Raw genomic sequence first — 12,235 nt, 5'->3', positions numbered from 1 at the left:
GGCCGGAACTTCCTGAACCCACTGGACGCCGCCGCGTGTAGTCTAGATGCTCGGGATATGAGCTCTGGCCGGAACCACGTCGGCCATCTGGACGCACGCCGCGGGAGTCTAGATGCTCGGGATATGAGCTCTGGCCGGAACGGCCGTCGCCAGCTCGGCCGGAGACGAGGTAGTCTAGATGCTCGGGATATGAGCTCTGGCCGGAACCGCTGCTCCTAAAGCCGCTCGTTCCTCTGCAGTCTAGATGCTCGGGATATGAGCTCTGGCCGGAACGAGAACTTCAATAAAGCCGAGAACCGCGCAAGTCTAGATGCTCGGGATATGAGCTCTGGCCGGAACGGCGCCGAACTTGGCTTGCTTCCACGCTGAAGTCTAGATGCTCGGGATATGAGCTCTGGCCGGAACGCGCAGGATGTATTCCTCCTGCACGGTCGGAGTCTAGATGCTCGGGATATGAGCTCTGGCCGGAACAGGCTGGGCCATCACCTCCGCAGAGGTTGGAGTCTAGATGCTCGGGATATGAGCTCTGGCCGGAACTGGAGCGCCGGAGGCCTCTGCTCGACTTGGAGTCTAGATGCTCGGGATATGAGCTCTGGCCGGAACTGAAGTGGTCGCGCATGTCAGGGGCTGGATAGTCTAGATGCTCGGGATATGAGCTCTGGCCGGAACAGTTGCCGATTGCGCGCCTTTTGCGCCTTGAGTCTAGATGCTCGGGATATGAGCTCTGGCCGGAACGGAGGGACTGGCATTACAGCGCGCGGCATCAGTCTAGATGCTCGGGATATGAGCTCTGGCCGGAACGATCTCGTCTCGGTGGTGCGCCGCGCCGCCAGTCTAGATGCTCGGGATATGAGCTCTGGCCGGAACGCGGCCGAGTGGTCGGAGCGCCGGGTCGAGAGTCTAGATGCTCGGGATATGAGCTCTGGCCGGAACTATGTCGCGATTGCGGCAGATGACGGCGGCAGTCTAGATGCTCGGGATATGAGCTCTGGCCGGAACTCCGCAGCCCTTGCCACCAATCAGGATACTAGTCTAGATGCTCGGGATATGAGCTCTGGCCGGAACTTGCCGATGGCCGCGAACAGGCCGCGCACGAGTCTAGATGCTCGGGATATGAGCTCTGGCCGGAACGATGGCCCGCTTCGAGGCCGAGCTCAATGCAGTCTAGATGCTCGGGATATGAGCTCTGGCCGGAACGGCTGCTTGCTGAGCTTGTCGGTCACGTACAGTCTAGATGCTCGGGATATGAGCTCTGGCCGGAACCCAACCAGTACAACCCCGAGACCGCGGAAGAGTCTAGATGCTCGGGATATGAGCTCTGGCCGGAACAAGGCCTCGCTGGTGCTCAAAGGCTCGCAGAGTCTAGATGCTCGGGATATGAGCTCTGGCCGGAACAAGAGCGGCCCGCTCGACAGCAGCCTGATCAGTCTAGATGCTCGGGATATGAGCTCTGGCCGGAACCTTGGTGCCGACGACACCGAATACACGCGCCAGTCTAGATGCTCGGGATATGAGCTCTGGCCGGAACTCGCTGCGCCGCTTGATGTCCGCCTCGGCGGAGTCTAGATGCTCGGGATATGAGCTCTGGCCGGAACGTAGCGCAGTTGTCGGCCCAGGCTGGCATGAGTCTAGATGCTCGGGATATGAGCTCTGGCCGGAACAGGGGCCTGCTCTCCCGCGGCGTCTTCACCAGTCTAGATGCTCGGGATATGAGCTCTGGCCGGAACCCGGCGTCACCGCGGGGCGCATCACCGAGCAGTCTAGATGCTCGGGATATGAGCTCTGGCCGGAACTTGAGATCCGCGAGGGCTGCTCGCTCGATCAGTCTAGATGCTCGGGATATGAGCTCTGGCCGGAACCGCATGGGCGGGTTCCTGTTGAGGGGTTGAGAGTCTAGATGCTCGGGATATGAGCTCTGGCCGGAACTTGCTGGAGCTTTCGTGCAGCGCCTCTAGTAGTCTAGATGCTCGGGATATGAGCTCTGGCCGGAACTGCCAGCAACAGGTGATGCGTCCACTGATCAGTCTAGATGCTCGGGATATGAGCTCTGGCCGGAACAGACGATCGAGGCCGACTACATCGAGGCGTAGTCTAGATGCTCGGGATATGAGCTCTGGCCGGAACTTGAGCTTCGGCGTGATGTACTGCATCAGCAGTCTAGATGCTCGGGATATGAGCTCTGGCCGGAACAGGCAGCGACTCCACGCTGCGCACCTTGTTAGTCTAGATGCTCGGGATATGAGCTCTGGCCGGAACAGCTTCGAGGGCGCTGCGGCTACGCTGGTGAGTCTAGATGCTCGGGATATGAGCTCTGGCCGGAACCTCGCCGATCAGTGTGCTGCCGAAGGCGAGCAGTCTAGATGCTCGGGATATGAGCTCTGGCCGGAACCTTACCAGCGGATTGACGAAGCCTCTGACGAGTCTAGATGCTCGGGATATGAGCTCTGGCCGGAACTCACGGTCTGCGCGATGGCGCCGTTCGTGAAGTCTAGATGCTCGGGATATGAGCTCTGGCCGGAACCTCCACCATCACATACACCTCTCCCTTCGGAGTCTAGATGCTCGGGATATGAGCTCTGGCCGGAACCCATTGCTCCCGCGGGCCAACGCGCCAGACAGTCTAGATGCTCGGGATATGAGCTCTGGCCGGAACAGCGGCATGCGGGTCGGTGGGCTGACAGGCAGTCTAGATGCTCGGGATATGAGCTCTGGCCGGAACCTGCCACGTCCACGGTCAGTGGATATTCGCAGTCTAGATGCTCGGGATATGAGCTCTGGCCGGAACGTGCGATGTTCGTGGCCGCTGGCTCGATGAAGTCTAGATGCTCGGGATATGAGCTCTGGCCGGAACTCGAGCGGTTTGCTGTTGACCAATCTGTCTAGTCTAGATGCTCGGGATATGAGCTCTGGCCGGAACCGGTTCCGGCTTGTGCTTCTGGTCGTAGTCAGTCTAGATGCTCGGGATATGAGCTCTGGCCGGAACAGATTGGACCCTGCGGCCCTGATGGCAGTGAGTCTAGATGCTCGGGATATGAGCTCTGGCCGGAACTCATCGGCCAGGCGCTCGACATTGGCGCGGAGTCTAGATGCTCGGGATATGAGCTCTGGCCGGAACTGGGCGTTGGCGATGCTGTTGTTGTCGGCCAGTCTAGATGCTCGGGATATGAGCTCTGGCCGGAACATGAACGACACCGAACTGCTCGTGAGACTCAGTCTAGATGCTCGGGATATGAGCTCTGGCCGGAACGCAGTGCGGGAGCAGCAGCGTTGCTGATTAAGTCTAGATGCTCGGGATATGAGCTCTGGCCGGAACATGGCCGACGCCAACAAGACGCTGACCCAGAGTCTAGATGCTCGGGATATGAGCTCTGGCCGGAACTGCAGCTTGAGCAGCACGTTGCTGCTGTGCAGTCTAGTGTGGTGCGCCGTGCTGTTCTGTACTTATCTTGAGGCTGCTGCCAGGGCTGCCTTTGCTCGCGTGACCTTGGCCAAGATGTCGGAAGCGCAGGCAGTCCAGATGAAGGGCTTAGGCTCGATGTTGTGCTGCGCGACGTACAGGTCGATAGCCAACTCAAGTTCGGGCACGCTGGTGAAACTGTCGCGGCGGATGCGCTTGTCGGTGATGTCGCGGAAGAATCGCTCGACCATGTTCAACCATGACGCGCTGGTCGGGGTGAAGTGCATGACGAAGCGCGGGTGCTTGGCCAGCCAGACCTGAACCTCAGGGTGGCTATGCGTGGCGTAGTTGTCCACGACCAGATGCAACGTCAGCCCCTTGGGCGTCTTGCGGTCGATCAGGCGCAGGAACTTCAGCCACTCCTCGTGCCTGTGCCGCGGCTGGCACATCGAGATCACGCGGCCGTCCAGTGTGTTCAGCGCAGCGAACAGCGTGGTCGTGCCGTGGCGCTTGTAGTCGTGGGTGACGGTGCCCGCTCGCCCGGTCTTCATCGGCAGGCCGGGCTGCGTGCGGTTGAGCGCCTGGATCTGGCTCTTCTCGTCGCAACTGAGCACCAGCGCATGCTCGGGCGGGTTCAGGTACAGGCCCACAACGTCCAGTAGCTTGTCCTCGAAGCGCGGGTCGCGCGAGACCTTGAAGGTACGGCTCAGATGCGGCTTCAGGCCGTTGTTGCGCCACGCAGTCCGCACGGTCGTCGCTCCGACACCCAGGTGCTCAGCCAGCGTGCGCGTGCTCCAGTGCGTGGCATTGGCCGGCTTCTCGTGCAGCGTGGTCTGCACGATGCGCGACTCCATCTCGGCCATCACGCTGTCCGGGCGCCCGGAGCGCGGCGCGTCCTTGCTCAACGCTTCGATGCCGCCTTCGAGGAAGCGGGCTCGCCACAGCGCCACCTGCCGCCTGTCCAGGCCGACGTCCGCGGCGATGTCCTTGTTCTGCATCCCCTTGGCCGCCAGCAGCACGATGCGCGCGCGCTGCTGCAGCCGCACCTCGATGCGCTTGCGCTGCGACAGCGCACGAAGCTCCCGCTCCGTCTGCACATCCAACTCGATCTTCTTGGCAACCCGCATCGCCCACCTCCTGGGCGGTTGGAGTATGCCGGCGCAAGTAAGTTCTATTACTTCACGCGCACCACACTAGATGCTCGGGATATGAGCTCTGGCCGGAACCCAAAACCCGCGCTGCTGGTCGACCCATACAGTCTAGATGCTCGGGATATGAGCTCTGGCCGGAACAGAAGCGACTCGCTGTACATGCTGAGCGGCAGTCTAGATGCTCGGGATATGAGCTCTGGCCGGAACCGCAGTGAGCGTGACAAAAGCGAGACCAGAAGTCTAGATGCTCGGGATATGAGCTCTGGCCGGAACTGGTACCTCGGCGGGCTGCTGCTCGCCTGGGAGTCTAGATGCTCGGGATATGAGCTCTGGCCGGAACTAGGTGGACAGTGCGGTGGAGCGCGCGGCGAGTCTAGATGCTCGGGATATGAGCTCTGGCCGGAACGGCGACGCGGTCCAGGTCAAGCCGTCCCAGAGTCTAGATGCTCGGGATATGAGCTCTGGCCGGAACAAGGGCGCTTTCCGCAACACCATCCGCGAGAGTCTAGATGCTCGGGATATGAGCTCTGGCCGGAACTGCACCGACGCACTGAAGCCGCGCCAGCCGAGTCTAGATGCTCGGGATATGAGCTCTGTCCGCTAACAAGCTGATGCTGCGAAAGCAGATAGATGCACCAAATGGAAAGGCCGCTATATGCGGCCTTTCGTCTTTCTGGGTTCGGAACTCAGCGTGCAGCAGGAGTTTCGTCGGCGCGCACGCCCTCGACCTGCACGCGCAGCGTCACCTCGTCACGCACGAAGGGCAGGCCGTAGTCGAGGCCGAAGTCGCTGCGCTTGAAGCGGCCTTCGAAGTCACCGCCGCAGACCCCGCGCCCTGACCGAGTCGACCCTGCTACGGTGCGATCCCCCTCGACGGTGGGAGGGCCAAAGTCGCACACTCGCGAGAACATCGCCGCCGCCTCGCAAGAACCGAAGGACCCCCACCATGTCGACCCCGACCACCTCCCTCCATGCGCCGCGCCGGCGGTCCGTCCCGATCGCTGCCGCGCTGGCGCTGTGCGCCGCCGCGGCCGGCGCCCAGCAACCGCCTGCCAAGGCGCCGTCGAAGCCGCCGGTCGCGCAGGCGTGGATCGACGTGGCTACGTTCAGCGGCCTGGGGGGCGGTATGGGCGGCATGGGCGCCGGCGCCGGCAACAACCCGCTGTCGGCACTCGGCGGCCTGTTCGGCGTGGGCGGCGGCAGCAGCGTGCCCTTCCTGTCGACGCAGAGCGGCGGCGGTGGTCGCTACCTGGACGTCACGCTCGCGACGCGCGACAACCCGCAGCTCGCCGAGGGCACGCAGGCGGTCCCGGCCGGGCTGCAGCTCGGCCCGTCGCTCAAGCTGCTGTCGCCGAAGGACGCCAAGCCGGTGCCCGGCGACGATGGCGACGAGCGCGTCGAGGAACCGTCCGAGAAGCCCAAGGGCCGGCTGCTGCTCTACTGGGGCTGCGGCGACACCGTGCGCAGCGGCCAGCCGCGCGTGCTCGACGTGGCCAAGATCAAGCCCGAGGACGCGGCCAAGTTCTTCATCTCGCGCCGCGCCACGCAGCGCGGTGCGCACAGCGCCCAGGGCCGGCCGCACTGGCCCAACCCGAGCGAGGGCAAGCGCATCGCCGACGGCGCCTCGCTGGTGGGCGAACACGAGTTCAAGGGACAGGGTGTGCCCGAGGGCTTCAAGTTCGCCATCCCGGCCGCCAACGAACTGATGCCGGCGCTATCGCTGAGCACCGCCGACAAGGCCGGCGCCACCGCGCTGGAGTGGAATGCTCTGCCGACGGCGCGCGGCTACTTCGCCGGCGCCTTTGCCGGCAAGGGTGAGTCGACCGACGGAGCCAGCGAGATGGTGATCTGGACCTCGAGCGAGCTGCCCGACACCGGCTTCGGCCTGTTCGACTACCAGACCGATCCGGCGGTCGAGCGCTGGGTCAAGGAACGCGTGCTGCTCGCGTCGTCGACCACTCGTTGCACCGTGCCCAAGGGCGTGCTGCCGGCGCAGGGCGCCTTCCTGCGGCTGATCGCCTACGGGCCGGAGCTGAACCTCGTGCACCCTCCGCGCCCGGCCGACCCGAAGGCGGTGTGGGAACCGCAGTGGGCGGTGAAGCTGCGCGTCAAGTCGATGACCACCGCGATGCCCGGCATGCCCTCGATGGGCGACATGATGAAGGGCGAGGGCGGCGCAGCGCCCGCCTCGCCGCCGCCGGCCGAGGAAAAGAAGCCCGGCGCGCTCGATCTGCTGCGCGGCGTGCTCGGCCGCTGAGCACTGCCGTCAGAATGGGGCCATGGATGCCAACGCCCCTGCTCTGGACCCAGCGCGGCTGCGCGCGCTGATCACCTGGCTCGAACACGGCCTGCTCGAGCGCGAGGACGCGGTACGGCTCGCGCTGCTGGCCGCACTGGCCGGCGAGCACGTGCTGCTGATCGGCCCGCCGGGCACCGCGAAGAGCGCGCTGGCGCGGCGGCTGCAGCACGCCTTCGATGGTGCGCGCTATTTCGAACGGCTGCTGACGCGCTTCTCGGTGCCGGAAGAACTGTTCGGGCCGCTGTCGCTGAAGGCGCTCGAGGACGACCGCTACGAGCGCCTGACCGACGGCTACCTGCCGACCGCCGGCATCGCCTTCCTCGACGAGGTGTTCAAGGCCAACTCCGCGATCCTGAATGCGCTGCTGACGCTGCTCAACGAGCGCGAGTTCGACAACGGCTGCGAGCGCCTGCACACGCCGCTGGTGTGCGTCGTCGGTGCGACCAACGAGGTGCCGGCCGACGAATCGCTGCAGGCCTTCTACGACCGCTTCCTGTTGCGCGTGCCGGTGCTGCCGGTCAGCGACGCCGGCTTCGCGGCGCTGCTCACGCTCGACGGCGCGGCACCCGACGCCGCCGAGCCGATCACCCCGGGCGAGCGCGAGTGCCTGGCCGCGGCGCGCGATGCGGTGACCCTCGACCCGGCACTCATCGCGGCACTGGCCGACGCGCGCCGCTACACCCGCGAACAGTCGATCACGGTGTCGGACCGCCGCTGGCGCCAGACCGTCGGGCTGCTGAAGACGGCCGCGGCGAGCAGCGGCCGCAGCGCGGTGTCGCGCGTCGACCTGTGGCTGCTGCCCTATTGCCTGGCCGAGCAGCCGGCGCAGCTGGCGGCACTGGCCGACTGGGTGCACGACACGCTGCTCGGCGCCCGGCCGCTGGAAGCGCCCTGGCTCACGCGGGCGGTCGAGGCCTTCGAGCAGCAGTTCGGCATCGAATGCCAGCCGCGCCAGGACGACGGCGAGAGCGGCAAGATGGCGCTGGCGCACGCGATCGGCGGGCTCGAGGAAGGCCCGGGCGTGACCCGGCTGGTGACGGCCACGCTGGAAGCGCGCATGCAGCCACGCTACGGCGCGCGCCACATCGCCGCGCGCGTGGCCCAGCTCGACGAGCTGCTGGCCCGCGCCACCGCCCACCTGCAGCCGCTGCGCAGCCGCGCTGCGGCGATGGACGAGGCGTTGCGCGATGCGCTGTGGCTGCCGCCCGCGCTGGCGGCGCGGATTGCCGCGGCCCACGCCGCCTCGGTGCAGGTGGTGGAGGCGCTGCTCGCGCGGCTGCAGACGGTGCGGGCCGACTTCGCGGCGCTGCCGGTCGATGCCGCCGCAGCCGGCGTGGCGCCGGCGCCGGTGCGCTGGGGCGAAGCAGCCGCGGCCTGAGGCCCGCATGGACGCATGCCTCGCGGCCGTCGACCGGCCCTACGACCGGCTCGCGGCCTTGCCGCGCGAGCTGTGGCTGCCGGCACTGGTCAGCGCGGTTGGCGGCAGCGAAGCGCGGCTCGATCACACCCGCGGCTGGCTGGCGGCGCTGGAGGCTGGCGAGCTGCCCGCGGCGACGCTCGACTTCGCCGATCCACGGGCGCTGCTGCCGCTGCGGCAAGCGATCGGCGAGCTCGGACTGCATGAGTTCGCGCGCGGCGTGCCGGCCGCGGCGCAGCAGGTGTTGCGCACTGCGCTGTGGCACCTCGACCGCCTGATCGATCGCCCGGCCGGCGAGCCGCGCGAGGCGGCGATCACCGCGATGGTCGAGGCCTTTCGCGCCGAATGGACGCTGCTGCGGGCCGACTGGGAGCACCTGCTCGCGCTGCTGCAGGACCTGGGCGAGCTGGCTTCGCTGCGCTGGGACGCGCTGCACGGCCGGCTCGCGCGGCGCGAGTGGCGCGAGGCGCAGCAGCTCGCCGCGCTGCTGACGCGCAACCCGGCGCTCGCCGCGCTGATCGCCGCGCTCGGGCGCGGCCTGCCGCGCGAGGCGCCGCCGCAGCCGGCAGCGGCAGCACCAGGACGCGAGCGCGTGCTCGGCCACGTGGTCGAGACGCGGCTGCCCGACGCGCCGGGCGAGATCCGCGGCGTGCGCCCCGGCCGCAACCTGGCGCGCATGCTGCCGTCGGAAGCCGCGCAGTTGCGCCACCCGCTGCTGCACAAGCTGTGGCGCGCGCGGCTGGCCGAGGCGCGGCTGATGGTGTGGGACGAGGAGGCGGTGCTGCTCGACCAGCGCCCCGGTGGCGCGATGCCGCTGCGCACCGCACCGCAGGCCGAGCAACCACCGGTCGAGCGCGGTCCGATGCTGCTGTGCATCGACACCTCGGGCTCGATGCGCGGCGCGCCCGAACAACTGGCCAAGGCCGTGGTGCTGCAGGCCGCGCGCACCGCGCACCGCGAGCAGCGCCGCTGCCAGCTGATCGCCTTCGGCGGCGCGGGCGAGGTGCTGACGCACGAGCTGGCGCTCACGCCGGCCGGGCTGGACGCGCTGCTCGACTTCATCGGCCAGGCCTTCGACGGCGGCACCGATCTGGCCGCGCCGCTCGCGCACGCGGTCGCGGCCGTCAACCAGGCGCAGTGGCGGCAGGCCGATCTGCTGCTGGTGAGCGACGGCGAGTTCGGCTGCACGCCGGCCACGCTGGAGCAGCTCGACACGGCCCGGCTGCGCCACGGCCTGCGCGTGCAGGGCGTGCTGGTCGGCGACCGCGAGACGATGGGCCTGCTCGAGGTCTGCGACCAGATCCACTGGGTGCGCGACTGGCGCCGCTACGCGCTCGATCCGCAGGCCGCCTATGCCGACGGCCACTCCCCGGTGCACAGCAAAAGCCTGACGGCGCTCTACTTCCCCAATGCCTTGAGCGAGCGCGCCAGGCGCAACCTGCAAGCCTGATACGGCATTGCATTCAAGCGCATCGGATTGAAGCTTGGGCCAGTGCTGGTTGCGGTGTTCGGAGTCTTTGTCCGGAACGCCGAAGTCAAACGTTGGCGCGGGCGCTGCGCCGGGTCGCTGTGTTGCGTTCATGTCCCCCGGCGTCGGCCTCACGGCCGCCCCCTCCTCCTTGACTTCACTCCACACAGCAACCCGTCCCAGCGCTGCCACCACCGCGGCCTGCCGCGGTTTGACGGCCTGCGCAGGCGGCGACGGTGAGTGCTGGCGAGGGCGTCGGGTGAGCGGCGCAGCGAAGTAGAGGGGGAGGGCCGGGCGAAGCCCGGCCCGGAGGACATGAGCGGAGCCGCTCGCCCGGCGGCCTCGCCAGCAACGCTCGGTACCCGCAGACGGCTGGCCGGCGGACGCTTCGAACCTCAACACACGCACACGAACGGCGCCAACGAGCCGAAGGGCGCCGGACGATTTGATAGGTTTGATTGCGAGTTGGTATGAGGGCTGGCTAGGGCTGACGGGGTGAGCGCGAGCGGTCGAAGGCCTTCGGCGGCAGCGTCAGATCGAGTCCCCAGGCCGTGCCGCAATCGGCAGGGTCCTCATGCGTCGGGCGGACGGCCTGATGCTCGCTGCGTGGCAGATGCCAGCGCTGCAACCATCGCTTCCAGATCCGGGCCAGGTTCATGCGGGCAGTCTGCGCGGACGCCGGCCGCACAAGCATTGGAGTAGCGGGCGATTGATCGGTCATTTGCCGTGCTGCGGCGCGACCGGCAGCCTCGGCGATGGCCTCAGGCGTCGCTTTGCGGCGCGGGGTGCCCCTGCTCGACGACGAAGCGCGCCTGGGTGTGCACCTGGGCGTCGGCCGCCACCGGGAAGGCGGTGGCACGCAGCTCGGCACGCAGTCGCTGCGGCGTGAGGTCGAGCAGCACGTAGCCGCGCTCGTCGCTGCGCGCGTGCAGCAGGTCGGGGTTGCTGCTGCGCATCAGCGCGGTCGCGGTGTCGGACAGGCCGCGCGAGGTCAGCGAGCTCGTCGCGAATTCGCTGGCGACCACGGCCGAGCGCGGGTCGGACGGGTCGGCGCGCAAGCGCGCGACGACATGGCGGTGCACGTCGCCGCCGAGGCAGACCACGTTGCCCTGCGGCTGCTCGGCGATGGCGCGCAGGAGCCGCGCACGCGCCTTCGGGTAGCCGTCCCAGCCGTCGCTGAAGATGCTGCGCCCCAGCGGCGTGTCGATGCCGCCGGGCGCGATCTGCGTGCCCTGGGCCAGCAGGCGCCAGCCGCGTTGGCTGGCGGCGAGCTGCTCGCCGATCCAGCGCTCCTGCACCGCGCCGAAGACGGTGGCCGCGTCGTCCTCGAGCGTCGCGCACTGCGTCAGCAGGCGCCCGCCGGCGATGCCCTCCGGGTTGCAGGGCTGCAGCGAGCGGTACTGGCGGTTGTCCAGGGTCCACAGGTCGGCCAGCCGGCCCCAGGGATAGTGCTCGTGGATGCGCATGTCGGCCCCCACCGGCGCACTGCGCGGCGACACCGGCATGTGTTCGAAGTAGGCTTTGTACGCAGCGGCACGCAGTTGCAGGAAGTCGGCCGCGGTGCGCGACGGGTCGCGCGAGGCGGCGCCGGCGTAGTCGTTCTCGACCTCGTGGTCGTCCCAGGTCAATACCCAGGGGTGAGCGGCATGGGCGGCGCGCAGCGCCGCGTCGAGCTTGTAGGTGACATGGCGCTGGCGGAAGCCCTCCAGCGTGGTCGGTTGCAGCGCTTCGTGCGGGCGCACGCGCAAGCGCGCATTGCTCGACTCGTAGACGTAGTCGCCGACGAACAGCACGAAATCGAGGTCGCGCGAAGCGATCTCGCGGTGCAGGGTGAACTCGCCCTGCTCGTAGTGCTGGCAGGAGGCGAGCGCGATGCGCAGGCGGTTGACCACAGCGTCGGGTGCCGGCGCGGTGCGGGTGCGGCCGACAGGGCTGGTCGCCTCGCCGGCGTGGAAGCGGTAGAAGTAGCGGCGGTCGCTCGGCAGGCCGTCCACGTCGACATGCACGCTGTGCGCATGTTCCGGCCGGGCCCAGGCCACACCGGTGTGCCGGCCGATCGAGAAGCGCTCGTCCTCGGCCAGCTCCCAGCGCACCGCGATGGCCGCGTCGGGCAGGCCGCCGAGCGGCTCGCGCGGACGCGGCGCCAGCCGGGTCCACAGCACCACGCCGTCGGGCGCGGGCATGCCGCTGGCGACGCCGAGCGTGAAGGGATCGTCGCCGCCAGGCAGGCGCTCCACGCGCTCGCCGCTGCGGCCGGCGCCGGGCGTGAACAGCGTACCGAGCGCCAGCGTGGCGGCGCTGCGGCCAAGGTGAGCGAGGAGGTCACGGCGCTGCATCAGGCGCCCGATTGTGCCCACCGTTGATGAAGTTCCTGCGGCAGCGTCCGGCTGCGTTTCGTCACGACTTCCCTACTTCGACGGATTGGACACAGCCGCGCTATCGCCTACGCTCCAAGATCGGGTTCGGCCCGCTTCATGCTTCCCAGTTCTTGAACGCCAGCACA

The 12,235-nt window shown here is 67.7% G+C and carries 7 protein-coding genes and 2 CRISPR repeat arrays (1 of these 9 only partly in view); of the genes, 3 read left to right on the top strand and 4 right to left on the bottom strand.

Features of this window, described 5'->3' with window-relative positions:
• A CRISPR array of direct repeats spans positions 1 to 3,379; the repeat unit is 36 nt; unit sequence AGTCTAGATGCTCGGGATATGAGCTCTGGCCGGAAC (it extends 291 nt beyond the left edge of the window).
• Positions 3,380 to 3,441: 62 nt separating this feature from the next.
• Positions 3,442 to 4,524, bottom strand: a complete 1,083-nt coding sequence (locus ACQY9S_RS18645; protein WP_428421530.1) for an IS630 family transposase — start codon at positions 4,522 to 4,524, stop codon at positions 3,442 to 3,444.
• 62 nt (positions 4,525 to 4,586) lie between these two features.
• Positions 4,587 to 5,152: direct repeats of the CRISPR family, unit length 36 nt; unit sequence AGTCTAGATGCTCGGGATATGAGCTCTGGCCGGAAC.
• Between the two features lie 82 nt (positions 5,153 to 5,234).
• A complete protein-coding gene (locus tag ACQY9S_RS18640) occupies positions 5,235 to 5,459 on the bottom strand; it encodes a hypothetical protein (protein ID WP_428421764.1) in 225 nt (74 codons plus the stop codon).
• Positions 5,460 to 5,494: 35 nt separating this feature from the next.
• On the opposite strand from ACQY9S_RS18640, the gene ACQY9S_RS18635 reads away from it, so the two are divergent.
• From ACQY9S_RS18635 to ACQY9S_RS18625, 3 genes are read left to right on the top strand one after another with little or no spacing between them, the layout of a single operon-like run.
• Entirely contained in the window at positions 5,495 to 6,805 is a 1,311-nt protein-coding gene (locus ACQY9S_RS18635; RefSeq protein WP_428421763.1) for a hypothetical protein, read from the top strand.
• 22 nt (positions 6,806 to 6,827) lie between these two features.
• The gene (locus ACQY9S_RS18630; RefSeq protein ID WP_428421762.1) at positions 6,828 to 8,225 is read left to right on the top strand and encodes an AAA family ATPase; all 1,398 of its coding nucleotides are present in this window, start codon (positions 6,828 to 6,830) and stop codon (positions 8,223 to 8,225) included.
• 7 nt (positions 8,226 to 8,232) lie between these two features.
• Entirely contained in the window at positions 8,233 to 9,714 is a 1,482-nt protein-coding gene (locus ACQY9S_RS18625) for a VWA domain-containing protein (protein WP_428421760.1), read from the top strand.
• Between the two features lie 499 nt (positions 9,715 to 10,213).
• Here ACQY9S_RS18625 and ACQY9S_RS18620 read toward each other — a convergent pair whose 3' ends face one another.
• The gene (locus ACQY9S_RS18620) at positions 10,214 to 10,390 is read right to left on the bottom strand and encodes a hypothetical protein (protein ID WP_428421759.1); all 177 of its coding nucleotides are present in this window, start codon (positions 10,388 to 10,390) and stop codon (positions 10,214 to 10,216) included.
• Between the two features lie 103 nt (positions 10,391 to 10,493).
• Positions 10,494 to 12,068, bottom strand: a complete 1,575-nt coding sequence (locus ACQY9S_RS18615; protein ID WP_428421758.1) for an alkaline phosphatase D family protein — start codon at positions 12,066 to 12,068, stop codon at positions 10,494 to 10,496.
• Between the last annotated feature and the right edge of the window lie 167 nt (positions 12,069 to 12,235).

The sequence above is a fragment of the Methylibium sp. genome (assembly GCF_965279545.1).
Lineage (GTDB): Bacteria > Pseudomonadota > Gammaproteobacteria > Burkholderiales > Burkholderiaceae_C > Methylibium.
The sequence above is the reverse complement of the archived record's forward strand: the minus strand, read 5'-3'. Positions and strand labels throughout refer to the sequence as shown.

What these genes read in the sequence shown, in the direction of transcription:
- ACQY9S_RS18645 (WP_428421530.1), bottom strand. Translation starts at nt 4,524, where the DNA reads ATGCGGGTTGCCAAGAAGATCGAGTTGGATGTGCAGACGGAGCGGGAG.
- ACQY9S_RS18640 (WP_428421764.1), bottom strand. Translation starts at nt 5,459, where the DNA reads ATGTTCTCGCGAGTGTGCGACTTTGGCCCTCCCACCGTCGAGGGGGAT.
- ACQY9S_RS18635 (WP_428421763.1), top strand. Translation starts at nt 5,495, where the DNA reads ATGTCGACCCCGACCACCTCCCTCCATGCGCCGCGCCGGCGGTCCGTC.
- ACQY9S_RS18630 (WP_428421762.1), top strand. Translation starts at nt 6,828, where the DNA reads ATGGATGCCAACGCCCCTGCTCTGGACCCAGCGCGGCTGCGCGCGCTG.
- ACQY9S_RS18625 (WP_428421760.1), top strand. Translation starts at nt 8,233, where the DNA reads ATGGACGCATGCCTCGCGGCCGTCGACCGGCCCTACGACCGGCTCGCG.
- ACQY9S_RS18620 (WP_428421759.1), bottom strand. Translation starts at nt 10,390, where the DNA reads ATGAACCTGGCCCGGATCTGGAAGCGATGGTTGCAGCGCTGGCATCTG.
- ACQY9S_RS18615 (WP_428421758.1), bottom strand. Translation starts at nt 12,068, where the DNA reads ATGCAGCGCCGTGACCTCCTCGCTCACCTTGGCCGCAGCGCCGCCACG.